13 protein-coding genes and 1 pseudogene are annotated in these 18239 nt (G+C 71.1%); 10 read left to right on the forward strand and 4 right to left on the reverse strand.

All coding sequences use genetic code 11. The features are described 5' to 3' along the window. The 9 genes and pseudogenes from FB453_RS31640 to FB453_RS31680 all read left to right on the forward strand — a co-directional run. Complete coding sequence (locus FB453_RS31640) at positions 1 to 801, forward strand: P-loop NTPase family protein (protein ID WP_145796169.1); 801 nt, start codon at positions 1 to 3, stop codon at positions 799 to 801. Further along, positions 791 to 2332 carry an ATPase, T2SS/T4P/T4SS family gene (locus FB453_RS31645; RefSeq protein WP_145796171.1) on the forward strand — a complete coding sequence of 514 codons (1542 nt, stop codon included), beginning with the start codon at positions 791 to 793 and terminating at the stop codon, positions 2330 to 2332. The genes FB453_RS31640 and FB453_RS31645 overlap by 11 nt, the downstream gene beginning before the upstream one ends. Before the next feature lie 4 nt (positions 2333 to 2336). Next, positions 2337 to 3239 (forward strand): type II secretion system F family protein, encoded by a 903-nt coding sequence (locus tag FB453_RS31650; RefSeq protein ID WP_112586450.1) that lies wholly within the window; start codon positions 2337 to 2339, stop codon positions 3237 to 3239. Positions 3240 to 3353: 114 nt separating this feature from the next. Next, positions 3354 to 4226, forward strand: a complete 873-nt coding sequence (locus FB453_RS31655; RefSeq protein ID WP_145796173.1) for a type II secretion system F family protein — start codon at positions 3354 to 3356, stop codon at positions 4224 to 4226. Positions 4227 to 4251: 25 nt separating this feature from the next. Further along, positions 4252 to 4455 (forward strand): hypothetical protein, encoded by a 204-nt coding sequence (locus tag FB453_RS31660; protein WP_145796175.1) that lies wholly within the window; start codon positions 4252 to 4254, stop codon positions 4453 to 4455. A 6-nt stretch (positions 4456 to 4461) separates the two neighbouring features. Further along, the gene (locus FB453_RS31665; protein ID WP_145796177.1) at positions 4462 to 4905 is read left to right on the forward strand and encodes a TadE family protein; all 444 of its coding nucleotides are present in this window, start codon (positions 4462 to 4464) and stop codon (positions 4903 to 4905) included. Further along, positions 4902 to 5369, forward strand: coding sequence for a TadE/TadG family type IV pilus assembly protein (locus FB453_RS31670; RefSeq protein WP_112586257.1), 468 nt, complete (start codon positions 4902 to 4904; stop codon positions 5367 to 5369). Before FB453_RS31665 ends, FB453_RS31670 begins: the two co-directional genes overlap by 4 nt. Next, the gene (locus tag FB453_RS31675; protein WP_145796179.1) at positions 5366 to 5815 is read left to right on the forward strand and encodes a pilus assembly protein TadG-related protein; all 450 of its coding nucleotides are present in this window, start codon (positions 5366 to 5368) and stop codon (positions 5813 to 5815) included. Before FB453_RS31670 ends, FB453_RS31675 begins: the two co-directional genes overlap by 4 nt. Positions 5816 to 5829: 14 nt before the next feature. Next, positions 5830 to 6897, forward strand: a pseudogene (locus FB453_RS31680) (LysM peptidoglycan-binding domain-containing protein); the annotation flags it as partial. A gap of 912 nt (positions 6898 to 7809) precedes the next feature. Here FB453_RS31680 and FB453_RS31685 read toward each other — a convergent pair. Continuing rightward, positions 7810 to 8664 (reverse strand): Rieske (2Fe-2S) protein, encoded by an 855-nt coding sequence (locus FB453_RS31685; protein WP_145796258.1) that lies wholly within the window; start codon positions 8662 to 8664, stop codon positions 7810 to 7812. Between the two features lie 185 nt (positions 8665 to 8849). Between FB453_RS31685 and FB453_RS31690 the strand changes: the two genes are divergently transcribed. Further along, positions 8850 to 9650: a crotonase/enoyl-CoA hydratase family protein gene (locus tag FB453_RS31690; protein WP_145796183.1), complete on the forward strand. Its 801-nt coding sequence runs from the start codon at positions 8850 to 8852 to the stop codon at positions 9648 to 9650. Position 9651: 1 nt separating this feature from the next. Here the strand turns inward: FB453_RS31690 and FB453_RS31695 are convergent, their stop codons facing one another. The 3 genes from FB453_RS31695 to FB453_RS31705 form a co-directional block, all read right to left on the reverse strand. After that, entirely contained in the window at positions 9652 to 13344 is a 3693-nt protein-coding gene (locus FB453_RS31695) for a galactose-binding domain-containing protein (RefSeq protein WP_145796185.1), read from the reverse strand. A gap of 190 nt (positions 13345 to 13534) precedes the next feature. Beyond that, positions 13535 to 16402, reverse strand: a complete 2868-nt coding sequence (locus FB453_RS31700) for a galactose-binding domain-containing protein (RefSeq protein ID WP_145796187.1) — start codon at positions 16400 to 16402, stop codon at positions 13535 to 13537. Between the two features lie 142 nt (positions 16403 to 16544). Beyond that, positions 16545 to 18164: a glycoside hydrolase family 13 protein gene (locus FB453_RS31705; RefSeq protein WP_486480557.1), complete on the reverse strand. Its 1620-nt coding sequence runs from the start codon at positions 18162 to 18164 to the stop codon at positions 16545 to 16547. Positions 18165 to 18239 lie beyond the last annotated feature (75 nt).

Genomic DNA, 18239 nt, shown 5'->3' on the forward strand with positions numbered 1-18239 from the left:
ATGGCGATCATCGCGCTCGTGTCCGCGAAGGGTTCGCCCGGCGTCACCACCTCGGCGCTGGCCTGTGCGCTGGCCTGGCACCGGCGGCTGGTGGTCGCCGAATGTGACCCGGCCGGCGGCTCGGTCCTCGCCGGATACCTCGGCGGCCAGCTGGACGGCCCGCGCGGCATTGGAGAGCTGGCCGTCGGCGAGTTGCGCGACGGCAACCTGGAGACCGCGTTCTGGTCCCAGTTGGTCGACCTGGACGCCCCCCGCCGGGAACGGCTGCTGCTGCCCGGCCTCGTCGACCCGGCCCAGGGCGGCAGCGTCACCCCGCTCTGGCAGCGCTTCGCCGACTACTTCGACGCCCTCGACCGCGGCACCCCCGGCTACGACGTCCTGGTCGACTGTGGTCGGCTGCACGTGACCGGGCCTCCGTGGCCGGTGCTGCGGGCCGCCTCAGTGGTGCTGTTGGTGACCCGGGCGAACCTGCCGGACCTCTCCGGCACCCGCGCTGTGGTCACCGCGATCGAACGGGACTTCGCCGAGCACAGGGTGCCCCCGGGCACCCTGCGGCTGCTGCTGGTCGGCGATGGGCACGGGCGGGCCGAGATCAGTCGTGCCCTGAAACTGCCGGTCATCGCACGGCTGCCGCACGATCCGCGTACCGCCGGGGTGCTCGCCCTGGGCGGGACCGTGCGGGCCGGTCGGCCGCTGATGCGCGCGGCGGCCGCGCTGGAGGTCCCGATCGGGGCGCTCCTGGAGCGGCGACGGGCCCGGTTGGCGTGGCCCGTGCAGCAGGGGGTGCCGGATGCGGTTTGAGCCGGTCTCCACCGATCCGCGCCAGCAGCCACCGGCCGTGACCTCCACCGCGCCGCCCCTGGCCGTGCCGAACGGCCGGCACCACCAGTCCGGGCCGCAGCCGCAGTCGACGCCCGCGGCCAGCCCGCCGCCGGAGTCGCCGCCCCGGGCCCGGATGGACTTCCAGGTGGTCCGGGAGCTGCGCCGGGAACTCACCGAACGGCTCACCCTCTGGCAGCGCGGCCGGGAGTTCACAGCCGACGAGGAGGACACCGAGCGGGCCCGACTCGCCGTCACTGTGGTCGCCGCGTACGCGGACTCGGTGCGCCGGGCCGGTACGCCGATGGCCGCCGGCGATGAACGCCTGCTGCTCGACCAGGTGACCGCCGAGCTGGTCGGGCTCGGCCGGCTACAGACGCTGCTGGTCGACGACACCATCGAGGAGGTGCACATCCTCGGCTGCGACCAGGTACGCATCACCCGCCACGGCGGTGGGGTGGACTGGGCCGAGCCGATCGCCGACAGCGACGCCGAGTTGGTGGAGATCCTTCAGGCGGCGGCCCGTCGGGCGGGTGCCACCGAGCGGTCCCTCTCGACAGTGAAGCCCACCCTCGACCTGCAACTGCCCGACGGCAGCCGGCTGGCGGCGGTGTTCCTGGTCAGCCACCGCCCGTACGCGGTGATCCGCAAGCACAACACACTGGACGTGAGCCTCGACGACCTCGCGGGCGCCCGGGGTGACCTGGACGAGATGATCGACCCGCTGCTGCGCGACTTCCTCCGCGCGGCGATGCGCGCCGGTCTGAACATCATGGTCGCCGGGTTGGCCGGCGCCGGAAAGACCACTGTCATCCGCGCGCTGATGAACGAGATCCCGCAGGATGAGCCGTACGTGCTGCTGGAGGAGAGTCGGGAGCTGCTCCCGGCCCGCCGCCGGGAGCGGCACCGGGCGGTGATGAGCTTCGAGGCCCGGGAGGGTCACGGCGAGCGTGGCTTCGACGGCCGCCCAGCCGGTGAGGTGACAATCGCCGACCTGATCCCACTGTCGCTGCGGATGGGGGTCCTGCGGATCATCGTGGGCGAGGTTCGGTCCCGGGAGATCGTGCCGATGCTCCAGGCGATGACCACCAGTCGGGGGTCGATGTGCACCATCCACGCCCGTACCGCCGCAGGTGTGGGTGAACGGATCGTCGAGCTGGCCCTGGCGCACGGCCGCGAGATGACCGTCGACCAGGCTCGCCGGATGGCCGGCAACGCGCTCGACCTGATCGTCTACGTCACCATCGAGGACGAGACCGCGATCGGCGGGCGGAAGCACCGGTTCGTCTCGCATGTGGAGGAGGTGATCGGGGCCGGCGAAGCCGGTCGGATCACCACCACCACTGTCTTCGGGCCTGGCCCGGACGGTCGTGCGGTCCCCCGGCACCTGCCGGAGCGGGTCCGCGACCAGTTGCTGCGGGTGGGTTACGACGCGCGGCTGCTGACCCGGTGGGTCGAGGCCGGTGCCGGTGCCTGGCGGCGGCCTCGGCAGACCCGACTGGCCCGGCGGTGATCTGATGCTCGACAGCCTGGAACTGATCGCGGTGGTCTCCGGCGCCGCCTGTGTGGCCGGGCTGCTGCTGGCCGTGGTCGCGCTGGTCGGCACCCGTCGACCCCCCGGGCCGCGGCCGGGCAGCGGGCCGGGGCTGAGCCGACTGTGGCGCGGGCCGGGCAGCACTCCAGCCGAGCACCGGGCCTATCAGGCGCTGCTGGTGGCCGCGCTGGCCGCCGGCGCGTTGGCGTTCCTGCTGACCGGGTTGCCGGTGGTGGGCCTGCTGGTGGCGGTGGCGGTGCCCGGCACCCCGTGGCTCTTCGGGGTGGGCAAGGCCGAACAGCGGGCGATCGCCCGGATCGAGGCGGTCGGCGAGTGGACCCGCCGACTCAAGGACGTCTCCGGCACCGGGCAGGGCCTCCAGCAGGCGATCATCGGCACGATCGGCAGCGTGCCACCCGGCGTCGAGGACGAGGTACGGCTGCTCGCGGCCCGCCTCCAGGCCGGCTGGATGGCCCGCTCCGCGCTGTTGGCGTTTGCCGACGAGATCGCCGACCCGGTCTGCGACCAGGTGGTCGCGGCGCTGATCCTGCACCTGTCGGATCGGGGTGAGCGGCTGGGTGACGTGCTCGGTTCGATCGCCGGCGCGGCGTCCGCAGAGGTGGCGACCCGTCGGGAGATCGAGGCCAAGCGCACCCAGCCCCGGTTCGCTGTCCGCTTCCTCACCGGGATGACGCTGGCGACCCTGGCGTACGGGCTGATCAACACCGAGTACATCAGGCCGTACGGCACACCGGTGGGTCAGCTGGTGATGGCCGCCCTCGGTGCCGCCTTCATCGGCCTGCTGGCCTGGGTGCGGTCGATGAGCCAGCCGCAACGGCCGGCCCGGTTCCTGCCGGCGCCCAACCCCAGCGAGGTGATCGCGTGAGCGCGAGGAGTGCAGCGCAGCGGAGCCCCGCAGTCGCGAACGAAAGGCCAGCCCGGTGAGCGCGAGGAGCGCAGCGCCGCGGAGCCCCGCAGTCGCGAACGAAAGGCGGCTCCCATGATCGTGAACTGGCAGTTTGCCCTAGCGGTCTGCGGTGGCGCCGGGGTCGGTCTGGGTGTGTTCCTGGTCGTCCGGGAGTGGGTGCCGGCGACACCGGCGCTCGGGCCTGCGCTGCGCCGACTGCATCAGCCGCCGGGCACCGGCCGGGTGGCCACGGCCGCTTCCCGGCGGCTCGACTGGCTGACCGGGATGTCGCGCTGGTTGCGGCCGCCGCAGATGCAGCTTGCCCTGATCGGTCAGACCTCCGAGCAGTACGCGTTGTCGGTGCTGCTCTCCGCGCTGATCGGGTTGGCCACGCCGACAGTGCTCGGGGTGGCGCTGTGGGTGCTTGGCATCCCGTTCCCAGTGGTCGTGCCGGTGCTGGGCAGCCTCGGCCTGGCGCTGCTGGCCGGCCTGCTGGCGCACCGCGCCGTGCTGACCAAGGCCAACGCCGCCCGCGACGAGTTCCGCCAAGCCGTCTGCACCTACCTCGACCTGGTGGCGTTGCAGCTCTCCGCCGCCCACGGGCCGGTGCAGTCGCTGGAGCGGGCGGCGGCGGTCTGCGACGGTTGGGTGTTCGACCGACTCCAGGAGTCGCTGCGGATCGCCCAGATGCAGATGCACGCGCCCTGGGACGAACTGCGCGACCTCGCCGACAAGATCGGCATTCCGGAGTTGGGCGACGTCGGCGCGATCATGCGCTCCTCCGGCAGCGAGGGCGCGCAGGTGCACGAGACGCTGCGCAGCCGGGCCGACTCGCTGCGCGACCAGATCCGCACCGACAACCTCGCCCGCGCCGAGCAAGTGACCAGCAAGCTCGACATCCCGGGCGCGCTGCTCGTCTTCGTGCTGCTCGGGTTCGTCCTCTATCCGTTCATCGCCCGTGTCTGACCCCTCCCCCTTGAAGGAGAACGCCATGTCCATCCTCAGCTATCTGCACGTCGTGGTGACGACGCGCCTGGCCGAGCTGCGCCGGGACGGTGAACGGGGCGACAGCCCGGTGCCCACCGCGGTGATCATCGCCGGCCTGGTCGCCGTCGCCATGGCCATCACCGCACTGGCCCTGACCAAGGCCAAGGGTTGGATGGAAGGCATCCCGGACTACACGGTCCCGAAGTAGCCCGGGATGCGTCGAGCCGCGTACCCGAGGTGGAGCCGGGCGGTCAACGCCACCCGGCGCCGCCTCGCGGCCGGCGACCAGGAGCGGGGCGCCAACCCGGTGGAACTGGCCGTGATGATGCCGCTGATCCTGGTGCTGCTCTTCGCCTCAATCCAGGTCGCGGCCGTCTTCCTCGCCCGCTCCACCGCGTTGAACGCCGCGCAGAGTGGCGTCAACGCGCAGCGGACGTACCAGGCGCGCAACGGTGCCGGCGTGGACAGCGCCTCCCGCTTCCTGACGGCCGCCGGCGGTTGGCTGGTGGGCTGGGACAAGGCCGGCCCGACCTGCGTGACCACCACGACCGACGTGACCTGCACGGTGAGCGGCCGGTCCCTGTCCGTGGTGCCGGGCGTGGACTTCGCAATACAGCAGACTGCCCACGGAACGGTGGAGAGGGTGACCCCGCCATGACCCGTACCGCCGAGCGGGGCTCGGTCTCCATCGAGGTGGCGGTGCTCGCGCCCGCGTTCATCGCGCTGATGGTGCTGGCCGGCGTGGTCGGGCGCAGCGCGGTTGCTGCGGAGGCGCTCGAAGCGGCCGCGCACGACGCCGCCCGGGCCGCCTCGATCTCCCGGAACTCCGACGTCGCCAAAGAAGAGGCGCGGGAGGCTGCCCAGAAACAGCTGGACTGGCACGGCCTGGCCTGCGCCAACGGCCTGGATCCGGAATTCACCGGCAAGTCGCCCGGCAATGAGTCCAGCTTCGACAAAGCCTTCAGCAGCACAGTCGGTACGAACGCCACGGTGACGGTGACGATCAGCTGCCGCGTGTCCTTCAAGGACATCACCCTCGACATCCTGCCCGGGATGGAGAGTGAACGGCTGATCTCCGCGCAGTTCACCTCCCCACTTGACCGTTACCGGAGTCGGCAATGACGGCCACCACGTCGGCTGCCAGTCCCTCGCGGGCAGGTGAGCACGGCCGGGTGAGCATCTTCCTCGCGGTGACGATGGTCGGCGTACTGGCCATCATCGGCCTCTCCTTCGACGCCGCCGGGCAGCTCCGCACCCTGCAACGCGCCCAGAACCTGGCCGCCGAGGCGGCCCGGGCCGGAGGTCAGGCCATCGACCGGGCCACCGCCATCGAGGGCGGGCCGAAGCGGATCAATGAGCCGGAGGCGCGCGATGCGGTCGCCAACTACCTGGACGCCGTGGACACCGCCAGCCACACCGTGAACTTCCCCCAGGTCGACGGGGAAACCCTGATCCGGGTGACCGTCTCCATCACCTACCACCGCTCGATGGTCGGACCGTTCGTCCAGGAGAAGACGGTCACCGTCACCGGCGAGGCGACCGCGCGTGCCATCACCGCAACACCGTAGGAAGGAAGGCAGCCATGCCCGTATCGGGTGGGTCCGTCGTACGGCGGACCGGACGGATCCTCACCGGCATCGGCGCGCTGGCCGTGCTCCTGGTGCTGCTGGTCGGCGCGCCGATCGCGCTGCTCGCCTTCGCCGGTAACCCTCTGCCCGATCACCTCCCCACGATCAGCGAGGTCGGCACCGCGCTGACCAGCCGGGACGACGGTCAGCTCTTCCTGCGGGCGTTGGCCGTGGCCGGTTGGTTCGGCTGGGCCACGTTCGCCTTCTCCGTCCTCGTCGAGTTGGGTGCGCAGACCCTGCGCCGGCCGGCGCCGAAGCTGCCCGGGATGGGCCGCCAGCAGAAGGCCGCCGCTGCGCTGGTCGGCTCGGTCGCGCTGATCCTGGTGGCCAGCCCGGCCGCCGCCAGCGCCGCAGCGGTCTACGGAACTCCGGTGTACGCGAGTCCGAGCGCAACGGCCGTCACCACCATGGCCGCGCCGACCCGCGCCGCGACGACACCGGACACGGCCGCGCCGGTGGCCCGGGGCGGGCTGCTCGGCATGGCCGGAACAGGGCTGGTCGCACCCGGTGCCTCGGCGGCGAACGACGAGGCCGCGCCGGTGTACCGGGTGGCACGGGGCGACTACCTCGGAGAGGTGGCCGAGCGGTACCTGGACGAGTTCGGGGACTACCGACAGCTCGCCAAGCTGAACAAGCTCGACGACCCGGACCAGATCCGCCCCGGCCAACTGCTCCGACTGCCCACCGAGGCCGCCGACCAGGGGGCCCGGCGGCACGCTACCGGTCGGCTCGTCGACCGGCCCGCAGCGCCGAAGCCACCCGCGCCCCGGCCGGCGCCCGAGCGCGCCGCACCGCCGCGGGTGGCCCCGGCACCACCCAGTGGTACGGAGTCAGCGGGCCAACCACCAGCGATGACGGTCGGTGCAGCCCGGGCCGGTGCCGCCGATGGGGTGAACCGTCCGCTGGCGGTCTCCGCCGTACTGGCGGTGGCGAGCATCGTCGGCGCCCAGATCGGCGCGGTTCTGGGGCTGCGCCGCCGTCCAGCCACCGCCGGGGCGGCTCCCCGACTGGCGGCGCCCTCCCGCACATCCCGGGGCGGCGCGGGCCGAAGCAGTGGTGGCGCGGGCCAAAGCCGTGGCGCGGGCCAAGGCAGCAGCGGCGCGGGCCGGCGGGGCAGTGGTGGGGCGGCCGGGAGCGGTGCCGCCTGGGCTGCCAGCCGAGCGGCGGCGGCCATCGAAGCGCCGGCGACACCGCACGGCGGCGCGGCGCCGGGCGGGAACGGCTTCGCACCTCGCAGCGGCGGAGTGACATCCACCGGCAGTGGGGCGGCACCTACCGGTAGCGGGGCAGCACCACCAAGCAGTGTGGCGGCACCCGCCGGAAGCGGAATGGCTTTCCCTGGCAGCACGGCGTTCCCGGGCAGCGGGATGGCTCTCTCCGGCGGCACGGCACCCCCCGGCGGCGGAATGGCGACCGCCGGCCCCGGGGGCTGGAGTGGTGACGACGGCTGGGCCGATGCTGGTGGTGAGGGCGGGCTGTTCGACGGCGGGCACGGCCTGGACTCCGTACCGGACGGTCCGCCGGTCGGCCGACACCGACGCACCTGAGCGGGCCCGCACGACCTGTTTTCTGCGCCGCCCTGCGGAGGCTCCGCAAACTCAGGCAGGGTCATGCCGGGTGCCAGGCCGGCGACTCGGCTGGCCATCGCATGCGGGCCGGTTCCTCCAGGTCGCGCCGATTCGCGGCCGCGACGGTCTGGTCACGCCGCCCTAGCGGGAGCGGCCCGGGCAATGTCTCGGAGAGCGATATACCTGTGAGTCATAAACAATGACTCACAGGTATAAGCGTCGAGGACGTACTGCCTCCGAGGTGCGGAGCATCAGCGCCGGGATGGCACAGCGCGACGCGGGGTGGCACACCGCGACGCGGGGTCGCAGACACCGACGCCGAAGGCACCGCAGGCCGGTCAGGGCAGGCCGGTCAGGGCAGGCGGGTCAAGGCAGGCGGGTCTGGAGCACGCCGTTCTGGATCCGGGTGGGCAGGATCTGCTGGTCGTTGCCGGACGGTCCCTGCACGACCTCACCGCCGTTGAGCCGGAAGGCGCTGCCGTGCCACGGGCAGACCACGCAGGCGTGCCCGTCGATCTCCTGCACCTCACCCTCGCCGAGCGGTCCGCTCTGGTGCGGGCAGCGCTCCAACATCACGGTCACCTCGTCACCGTGCCGGTAGAGGATCACCGAGATGTCGTCGTCCACCTCTCGGGTGATCAGGGTGCGTTGCGGCAGCGTGGCCATGTCGGCCAGCGAGTGCCAGCCATCGGTCATCCGGTGCAGCTCGGAGATGCTCTGGTTGACCTGCGCCCCCTGCTTGTACGCCAGGTGACCCCCGATGTACGCGCCAAGGCTCACCGTGGAGAGCCCGAGGAAGCCGAGGGCGCGACCCATGCCGTGGCGGCCGGACAGCCTTGCGGCCAACGAGCCGGCGTAGAGCGTCATGCCGACGGTGTTGGCGGCGGCGTGCACCAGGCCGACCCGGCGCTGGTCCCGGGCGAGTGCCGCCCAGTCGTTCAGACCGGCGATCGCCGCTGGCAGCGCGCTGACGGTGCCCAGACCGACCAGCACGGTGGCGGGCCGGCGCTGCCCCGGCATGAGGTCCAGCACCGCGGCGCTGATCCACGCGCCGACCGGCACCTGCACCATCGCCGGGTGCAGCGGATGCCCGAGGGTCACCCCGTGCAGCAGGTCGCGCAGCCGGCGCGGACGCAGCGTCCCAAGGACGACCTTCTGCAGCCGGTCACCCGCGCGGTCCAGCCGGGAGTCCTGCTCAACTTTCGTCAAAAGTGCTCGCACGAGTACCGACTTCCCGGCGATCGCCGTCGCAAACCGGTCGGCCGCGACAAACCTGCCGCACCACTCACGCCGCCGATCTTGTAGTTTCTGCTCCGACAATCCGGGACAACAGCCGCGAACCGGCAACCGGAAATGCAAGATCGACGGGCATTGTGGGCGTGGGGCGGGCCCGGCATGCTGGCGGGATGGGTGTGCGGGTGGAGCGGGTCGGGGCGGTCACCACGGTCGTGTTGGACCGGGCGGACGTTCGGAACGCCGTGGACGGTCCTACGGCTCGGGCGTTGGCCGACGCGTTCCGGGCCTTCGACGCCGATCCGGACGCGGCGGTGGCCGTGCTCTGGGGCGCCGGTGGCACGTTCTGCGCCGGCGCCGACCTCAAGGCGATCGGCACACCGAGCGGCAACCGGGTCGAGCCGGAGGGGGACGGCCCGATGGGTCCGACCCGGATGACCCTCAGCAAACCGGTGATCGCGGCGATCTCCGGGTACGCGGTGGCGGGCGGGCTCGAACTGGCGCTCTGGTGTGACCTGCGGGTCGCCGAGTCCGACGCGATCTTCGGGGTGTTCTGCCGCCGCTGGGGAGTGCCGCTGATCGACGGTGGCACCGTCCGGCTGCCCCGGTTGATCGGCGAGAGTCGGGCCATGGACCTGATCCTCACCGGCCGCCCGGTGCCGGCCGACGAGGCGTACACGATGGGGTTGGTCAATCGGTTGGTGCCACCCGGCCAGGCGCGGGCCGCGGCCGAGGAGTTGGCGGCGGCGATCGCCCGGCACCCGCAGACCTGCCTGCGCAACGACCGGGCGGCGCTGCTGGCCGGCGCGGGGCGAGGAGAGCCGGAGGCGCTGGCAACCGAGTTGGCGTACGGGATGGACTCGCTGGCCACGGACGCGGTGGCCGGCGCGGCCCGGTTCGCCGCGGGCGAGGGCCGACACGGCGCGACGCCGCCGGGAGGGATGCACCCCCCGACGGCGTCGGCTACCGGCTAGCTCAGTTGCGGTTGATGGTGAAGGTTGTCGTGGGGTTCTGGATGTCCACCGCGTTGTTGCTCAACCGGAGGTTGTTGAAGGTGACCGACCCGACGGCCGGCCCCTGCCCGGCCTCCGGCATCGGGTTCGCCCAGATGGCGAAGCCGGACTTCGCGTCGTAGGCGTCCCCGCTCTTGCGGGCACCGCTGATGGAGATGTTCGTGAAGACCGTGTCGGTGATCGGGTTCTGCGGCTGCCCGCCGACGTAGTTGGTCTGGAACATGATGCCGCTGTAGGTCGGATCGATGATGTCGACGTCGCTGACCCGGATGCCCTGGAACACCTTCGAGGCGGAGAAGACCCAGATCGCCGGGAAGGTTTGTGAGCCCCAGAAATGCCCACCGGCCCGCACGATCGAGATGTTCTCGAACCGGGTGGGCGGGCTGGCACCGAAGCCGTTCATCGGATAGCCGAAGTCGAGCGAGCTGATGGTGATGCCGGAGTAGACCAGCGTGTCCGCGATGTAGATGTTGCGGAACGTGTTGCCGTAGCCGCCGTACACGGCGACACCGGCGGCCCGCCAGGTCAGGGTCGAGGTCAGGTTCTCGTAGATGTTGTCCTTCATGTCGGCGCCGCCCGCGTCGATGGCCGAGAACAGCGCGAAGCTGTCGTCGCCGGTGGCCCGGGCGTCGTTGTTGCTGACCAGGTTGTTGGTGCTCCCGTTGGTCATGTTGATGCCGTCGGCGAACATGTTCCGGATCCGGGAGTTCTTGATCGTCATGTAGTCGGTGTTCGCGCCCCAGTAGAGGCACACCATGTGCTCGTTCCAGATGTTGTCGATCACGATGTTCGACACGTTGGAGAAGTCGAACACCTTGCCCGGGCCGTCGATCCGCGAGGTGTAGTTGCCGAAGTACGCGAAGTTCTTGAACGACGAGTTGGCCGCCGAGTTCTCGGCCCGGAAGCCGATGTCGGTGTTGTCCTGGCCCGACGGCGCGTTGAACCGGGTGTACCAGGGGCCGGCGCCGGTCACCTGGACCGCCTTGCCGTACACCTGGAACTTCGACGAGGTGGAGTAGTTACCGGCCGGCAGGTACACCCCGATCAGGTTGCCGGTGGTGTCCATCCGCACCCGGTCCAGGGCGTTCTGCACGTCCTGGTGGGTGAAGCCGGTCGGCGTGGTGTAGCGCGCCGGGTCCGGGTTGGCGATCGGCGCCACCTGCTCCGTGTTGATGAAGTCGATGGCGTACGTGGTGGTGTTGGCCGGGTCCTTCTGAAGGCGGATCTTGCTGCCGGCCGGAACTGTGGAGTTGAGCATGACGTTGGCTTCGTCGTAGATGTGCCGCGGACCGCCCGCGCTCGGCGAGTTGCCCGGGCTGGTCTCGTTGCCGTAGAGCCAGGCGTACCGGGACGTCAGATCGATGGCCTTGTGGAACGTGCCATTGACGTAGACGTTCAGCGTCGAGTTGATCCCGCCACCGCCGGGGGCGTCCGGGATGGAGAAGCGGGTGACCAGCGTGTTGGTGCTGGCCCGAGTGGTGAACTCGACGTAGCTGCCGTTCGAGTTGAGGGTCACCGCCCGCCGACCGGACGCCTCGCCCGCCAGGTCGCCGACCTCCCGGTTCGGCCCGACGACGGCGGCGCCGCCGCCGATCACGCCGTCCTCAGCCTCGTACATGTCGTACGGCATGTTGGCGCCGCGACCGACGAAGAGCGGACGGTCACTGGTGTTGTTGGCCTGCTTCACCGGCAACTCGTTGCCGTCCACGGCGAGCACCACCCGGACTGTGTACTTGCCGTTCGCGGCGGTCCAGGTGCCCAGGCTGATCGGGCCGACAGTCGCGCCGGCGTTGATCACGCCGGAGTACGAGCCGGTCAGGGTACGGACCACGGTGCCGGATTCGTTGAGCACGGTCAGTGTGATGCCGTGCGCACCGGAGGCGGACGCCTGGTTGCCGGCGTTGCGGATGGACACGGAGAAGGTCACCGTGTTGCCCGCCGACGGGTTGCCCGGCGACCAGGCGACCGCCGAGGCGACCAGGTCGGAACTGGCGACCGCGGCGACGACCAACGGGCTGGGGTTCGTGTAGCTGTTGTTGGTGTCGTCCTGCTCGACGACTGTGTTCGACTCGTCGACCTTGGCGCTGAGCGGGTAGCTGCCCGAGTCCCGGGTGCCGATGCTGGCGCTGACAGTGGTCGAGGCACCGGCCGCGAGACCGCCGACCGATGCCGTGCCCACCCGGGTGGAGCCCAGGTAGAAGTTGACGTTGGTAGCGCCGGAGGCCGCCGAGCCCGCGTTGCGCACGGTCGCGGAGAGCGTGATGGTGCTCGTCTCCACCGGTGCGGACGGGCTGAACGACATACCGGTCACGGTCAGGTCCGGGTTCGGCGCGGGGGTGCCGAAGACCTGGAACTCGGCCACCTGACCGGCCGGAGCGCCGGTGTTCGAGGCGATCGAGAGCCGTACGTCGGCCGCCGCGCCGGAGACCGGGATGGTCACCGTGTTGCCGCTGCCCGGGTTGAAGGCGTAGTTCGCCGCGCCGACCAGTGTGGTGAAGCTCGACGAGCCCTGGTCACGGCCCAGCACTGTGATGTTCTGGGTCCGCGCGCCCCACGCCGAGTCGGGGTTGAGCTTCACGACGACCTGGCTGAGGCTGGCGTTGGCGCCGAGCTGCACGGTCAGCGTGCTCGGGTTGCCGTTGCCCTCCCAGTAGGTGGCCACGTTGTTGTCGTTGGCGTTGGTGGCCACGAACGTGTGAACGAACCCGGAGGCGCTGATCGGCTTGCCGATCGCCAGGTTGGTGCCGGTCGGCGGGTTGCCGGTTCCGGTACGGGTGACGGTGTTGCTGTTCGCCGACTGGTTGCCGGCCGCGTCCTTGGCCCGCACGTAGTACGAGACAGTGGCAGTGGTCGGCTGGCTGTCGGTGTACGTGAGCGTCGAACCGTTGACGCTGCCCCGCAGCGCGCCGTTGGCGTAGACGTCGTAGCCGGTCACCCCGACGTTGTCGGTCGACGCCGACCAGGCGAGCCGGATCTGCCCACTGGCCGGCTGGGTGTACGCCAGGTTGCCCGGCACGCTGGGCGCCTGGGTGTCGGTGCTGCCGGTGGCGCCGTACACCTCGACCTCGGACAGCTGGGCGGCCGGCCAACCGGTGTTGCCGGTGACCTGCAGGCGTACGTAGCGGGTGCTGGCGGCGGTGAAGCTGACGGTCGCGGTGTTGCCGCTGCTCGGGTTGAAGGTGTAGCCGGCGGACGCCTTCAGGGTGGTGAAGGACGAGCCGTTTGTCGAACCCAACACCGACAGCGTCTGGGTACGGGTCTGCCAGTCCGACGCGGGTGGCAGCTTGAGCACCACCCGGTCCACGCTGACGGTGGCGCCCAGGTCCGCCTGGATCCACTGCGGGAACGCGTTGTTGGCGCTCTCCCAGTAGGTCGACGCGTTGCCGTCGTTGGCGTTGCCCGCCACGTAGTTCTGGTTGTAGCTGCTGGCGGTCATGGTGGCGGAGAGCCCGGCGAGCATGGCCACGCGGGCGGCGGCTGCGGACGGGTCGGCCGCCGGTGCCGCGCTCACCATGGGGGTGACGACCGGGGCAGTGGCGAGGAGCATGCCGGCGAGCGCGCCGGCGAGCATCCGACGGCCCGTGCGGGCGGTGCGGGGGACGGTGGTGGGCGCGCCGGTTGGCGGCGTGCCTCGTCTGGTGCCGGTCCTGGACATGGGGTCGCTACACCTCTTTCGGGGGTGGGTGTGGGTGCGTTGCCCGGTGACGGGTGCAGGGGTACGCCCGTCGTTCCGCGACAGGTGGGGGACGGTGCGGGTTGGGGACGGGGTCAGACGGCTGGCGCGGCGTTGCGCCGGGGCGCCCGGGACCGGGTGCCCCCGCCCGGTCCGGGCGGGGGCACCCGACCTAGCTGGAGTAGATCTCGAACTCGCTGAGCTGGCCGGCTGGCCAGCCGCTGTTACCGGTGACGGTCAGCCGCAGGTACCGCTGGGTGGTCGCCGTGAAGGTCACGGTGACCGTGTTGCCGCTGGCCGGGTTGAAGCTGTAGCCGGCGGACGCCTTCAGCGTGCTGAACGTCGAGCCGTTCGTGGAGCCGAGCACCGCCAGCGTCTGCGTGCGCGTCTGCCAGGCCGATGAGGGTGGAAGCTTCAGCACGACCCGGGACACCGACCGGTCGGCGCCCAGGTCCACTGTCAACGACTGCGGGAACGCGTTGTTGGCGCTCTCCCAGTAGGTGTTCGCGTTGCCGTCCACCGCGTTGGTGGCGGCGTACACGTCGGAGTGACTGGTCTCGGTGATCGACCGTCCGGCCGCCAGGTTGCCGCTGGGCGGCGGCGTGGTCGGGGGCGGGGTGGTCGGCGGTGGCGTGGTCGGCGGCGGGGTGGTCTGGGTGCCGCCGTACACCTCGACCTCAGAGAGTTGCGCGGCCGGCCAGCCGGAGTTGCCGGTGACGGTGACCCGGATGTAGCGGCGGTCACCGGAGGGCAGCCCGATCGACACCGTGTTGCCCGTACCGGGGGCGAAGACCCGACCGGCGGACGACGCCAGTGTGGTGTACGACGAGCCGTCGGTGGAGCCGAGCACCGACAGGGTCTGGGTGCGTTGCTCCCAACCGCTGGGCAGCTTGAGCGCCACCCGGTCGACAGACCGGGACGCGCCCAGGTCGATGGTGACCGACTGGGGGAAGGCGTTGTTGGCGCTCTCCCAGTACGTCGACGCGTTGCCGTCCACCACGTTGGCGGCCGTGTAGTTCTGGTTGGTGCTGGTCGCTGTCGTCGAGCGGCCCAGTGCCAGGTTTCCGCTGGTCGGCGGCGGGGTGGTCGGCGGCGGCGTGGTGGGCGGTGGGGTGGTCGGCGGCGGCGAGGTGGGTCCGCCACCCCACTGGGGGTTCGGCCACGGGCCGCAGTACGGGGTCGGGGTGTACCAGCCGGAGTTGCCGGAGCCCTGGGTGATCTGGAAGCCGGCGCCCACGCAGTTGTGCATCGGGTTGCTCTGCGCGATGTTGGTGGCCCGCACGTTCGTGAACGACACCTGGCTGTTCGCCTGCACCTGGAGCGCGTACGTGCCGGCGCCGTCGATCCGTACGTTGGTGAGGTTGATCCCGTTGGTCTGGCCCTCGATCCAGTGCAGCGCCGCGTACGAGCTGTCCAGGATGTCGGTGTCGGTGATGTTGATGGTGGGGTTCTGGAACGCCTCGTTGAGCGCGGAGAACCAGATCGCCCCGACACCGAAGTTCCAGTTGTAGTCCGAGTTGCCGTTACGGATCAACGTGTTGCGGGCGATCGTCCAGGTGCCCTGGACTCCGGTGGCGCCCTGCACGCCGGGGTAGCGGTTCGCGACGTGGATGCCACCGCCGTTTGTCAGCGAGTCGGCCGTCACGTTGTCGGTGATCTTGATGTCCCGACCGCCGTAGCTGACCAGGTGGTTCGCCAGCAGGGTCACCCCGATGGTGTTGCGGGTGAAGGAGTTGTTGACGTTCGGCACGCTCTGCGCCCACATCGCCAACGCGTCGTCACCGGTGTTGCGGACGAACGTGTTCGTCACCGTCGAGTTGGTCACGCCGGTGTGGAAGTTCACCCCGTCAGCGGTCTGGTCCAGGATCCGGCTGTTGCGGATGGTGAAGTTGTCCATCGGGCCGTCCATCCACGCCCCGACCTTGGTGTTCTCCAGCCAGAGGTTGTCCACCACCGAGTTGGTCATCGCCCCGCCCAGGGCGTTGACCTGGTCGTCGTCGACGCGCTCGCGGATGTCGCCGATGATGGCGAAGTCCCGCAGCGTGACGTTGCGGCTGGGCCCGTTCGCCTCGTGTGCCCGGACCGGGCCGGTGTAGCCGCCACCGGGGACGTACTTGCCGTAGATGCCGACGGACCTGTTCCGCTCGGTGGGGTGCCGGCCACCGAGCACCGAGTACCAGGGCCCCGCGCCTCGCAGCGTCACCCCGTCGACCACCACGTGGTCCCAGAGCGTGAAGGTGCCGGTCGGAATCCAGACCGCCCGGCCCTGGGCCTTGCCGGCGTCGACCGCCGCCTGGAACTTCGCCGTCGAGTCGGTGGCGCCGCTCGGGTCGGCGCCGAAGTCGGTGACCACGTCGAGCACACCGGAGGGCTTCGTGATCGCCGGGGCGACCAGCTCGAAGTCGGCCAGGTCGATGGTGAACGTGGGCGACTGGGCTGTCGAGGAGACCTGAAGCCGGATCTTCGTGCCGGCCGGCTGGGTGCTGCCGAACAGCGCCCGGGTCTCGTCGTAGAAGTGGTGCGGGTTGGTGTCGCCCGGGTTGTTGTTGAACGGGTATCCGCCGTAGTACCAGCCGTACCTCGACGTCACCGGTACCGACTTCAGCAGCGCCCCGTTGGCCCGCAGGTCGATGGCGGCGTCGCGGCCGGTGCCGGCCGGGCTGTCCGGCAGGCTGTAGCGGAAGGTGACAGCGTTGGCCGGAGCGGTGAGGGTGAACTCGACGTACTCGCCGACGGCGTCGAGGGTGACCGCCTCCCGGCCGGACGCCTCCGACGGCAGCGTGCCGTAGCGCCGGTCCGGGCCGATCTTCGTGCCGTTGTGGGCGGTCTCCTCCGCCTCCTGCTCGACGAACGGAACCGTGGCGCCCCGGTTGGGGATGTCGAAGGGGGACAACCCCGCCGCCGAGGCCGGGGTCGCGGTGCCGGTGACCGCGAGGGCGGTCACCGAGGTGGCGGCGAGCAGGGCGGCGGCGATGGCGGCCAACAGTGCCCGGGTCGGGTGTCGAAGGTGGTGCGGGGTGCCGGTGGTGTGGTTGGCCATGAGCTGCGCTCTCCCTTTCGTCAGGCAGGCCAGATCCCCCCGTGTCGGTGCGGTGTCGCGCGTCCCCCTCGGTTCTCCCTTCCTGGTGGTGTGGTGCCGGCGGCCGGGACGGGCCGCCGGCACCACGGCGAGCAGAGTCAGGTCAGGCCGGGCCGTCCGCCCCACGCGGCCCGTCGGTGGATTCGGCGGTACGCAGCCAGACCGCCGTGTCGGACGGCAGCAACCCGTCGTCGAGCGGCCCGCTGGCCAGCAGCAACTCCCCCTGAGCTGGCATCGGCACCGGCGCGGCGGACAGGTTGACCAGGCAGGTGAAGCCACCGCCGCGCTTGAACGCCAGCACCCCGTCCGGGGCGGGCAACCAGGTCAGCTCACCGTCACCGAGCGCCGGGTCGGCCTTTCGGGCCTGGATCGCCGCCCGGTACAGCTCCAGCATCGAGGCCGAGTCGCCGGTCTGCGCGCTGGCTGTCCGGTCCTTCCAGTCGGCCGGCTGCGGCAGCCAGGGCGCCGCGGCACCCTCAGGGCTGAACTCGAACGGCGGCTCGTCCCCGGCCCACGGCAGCGGTACCCGGCAGCCGTCCCGACCGGGGTCGATCCGGCCGGACCGCTCCCACATGGGGTCCTGCCGCATCGCGTACGGGATGTCCTCGACCTCGTAGAGGCCCAGTTCCTCGCCCTGGTAGACGTAGGCGGCACCGGGCAGCGACAGCGAGAGCAGCGCGGCGGCGCGGGCCCGGCGGGTGCCCAGCTCCAGGTCGGTGGGGATGCCCTCGCGTTTGGCGGCGAAGCTGAACCGGGTGTCCGCGCGACCGTAGCGGGTGACGTGCCGGGTGACGTCGTGGTTCGAGAGCACCCAGGTGGCCGGCGCGTTGACGGGCGCGTGCGCGCTCAGCGTCCCGTCGATGCTCTCGCGCAGCGCCTCGGCGTCCCAGGCGCAGCCGAGGAAGTCGAAGTTGAACGCGGCGTGCAGCTCGTCCGGGCGCAGGTAGTTGGCGAACCGCTGCCGGTCCGGCAGCCACACCTCACCGATCAGCGCCCGGTCGGCGTACTCGTCGGCGACCCGACGCCAGCCCCGGTAAATCTCGTGCACCCCGTCGAGGTCGTGGAACGGGTGCGGCTTGTCCTCGCGGACCTCGGGCAGCGTCCCGTCCTTGACCAGGAGCCCGGCCGAGTCGATCCGGATGCCGTCCACGCCCCGGTCGAACCAGAACCGCAGGATGTCCTCGAACTCCTCCCGCACCCGGGGGTGGTCCCAGTTGAAGTCCGGCTGCTGGGGGGCGAACAGGTGCAGGTACCAGTCGCCGGGGGTGCCGTCCGGGTTTGTGGTGCGGGTCCAGGTCTCGCCGCCGAACTCGCCGACCCAGTCGGTGGGTCGTTCGTCGCCGTCGGGACCCCGGCCGGGTCGGAACCAGAACAGGTCCCGTTCGGGTGCGCCGGGGCCGCCGGCGAGCGCTGCCTGGAACCAGGGGTGCGCGTCGGAGCAGTGGTTGGGCACCACGTCGACGATGGTCCGGATGCCCAGCGCGTGCGCCTCCGCGATCAGCGCCTCCACCTCGGCCAGGGTGCCGAAGACCGGGTCGATGTCGCGGTAGTCGGAGACGTCGTAGCCGGCGTCGGCCATCGGGGACGGGTACCAGGGGCTGAACCAGATCGCGTCGACGCCGAGCGCGGACAGGTGGTTCAGCCGGGAACGGATGCCGGCGATGTCACCGATGCCGTCGCCGTTACCGTCGGCGAAGCTCCGGGGATACACCTGGTAGATCACGGCTCCACGCCACCACGGACTTCTGTCAGCTGTGGACACGAGCACCTGCTTTCTGCGTCAGTACGTCGGCGGGTT

It is taken from the genome of Micromonospora sp. CNZ322 (assembly GCF_007827755.1).

Coding starts and splice junctions, on each gene's coding strand:
- FB453_RS31650 (WP_112586450.1), top strand. CDS start 2,337: ATGCTCGACAGCCTGGAACTGATCGCGGTGGTCTCCGGCGCCGCCTGT.
- FB453_RS31690 (WP_145796183.1), top strand. CDS start 8,850: ATGGGTGTGCGGGTGGAGCGGGTCGGGGCGGTCACCACGGTCGTGTTG.
- FB453_RS31670 (WP_112586257.1), top strand. CDS start 4,902: ATGACCCGTACCGCCGAGCGGGGCTCGGTCTCCATCGAGGTGGCGGTG.
- FB453_RS31660 (WP_145796175.1), top strand. CDS start 4,252: ATGTCCATCCTCAGCTATCTGCACGTCGTGGTGACGACGCGCCTGGCC.
- FB453_RS31675 (WP_145796179.1), top strand. CDS start 5,366: ATGACGGCCACCACGTCGGCTGCCAGTCCCTCGCGGGCAGGTGAGCAC.
- FB453_RS31665 (WP_145796177.1), top strand. CDS start 4,462: ATGCGTCGAGCCGCGTACCCGAGGTGGAGCCGGGCGGTCAACGCCACC.
- FB453_RS31655 (WP_145796173.1), top strand. CDS start 3,354: ATGATCGTGAACTGGCAGTTTGCCCTAGCGGTCTGCGGTGGCGCCGGG.
- FB453_RS31640 (WP_145796169.1), top strand. CDS start 1: ATGGCGATCATCGCGCTCGTGTCCGCGAAGGGTTCGCCCGGCGTCACC.
- FB453_RS31695 (WP_145796185.1), bottom strand. CDS start 13,344: ATGTCCAGGACCGGCACCAGACGAGGCACGCCGCCAACCGGCGCGCCC.
- FB453_RS31700 (WP_145796187.1), bottom strand. CDS start 16,402: ATGGCCAACCACACCACCGGCACCCCGCACCACCTTCGACACCCGACC.
- FB453_RS31645 (WP_145796171.1), top strand. CDS start 791: ATGCGGTTTGAGCCGGTCTCCACCGATCCGCGCCAGCAGCCACCGGCC.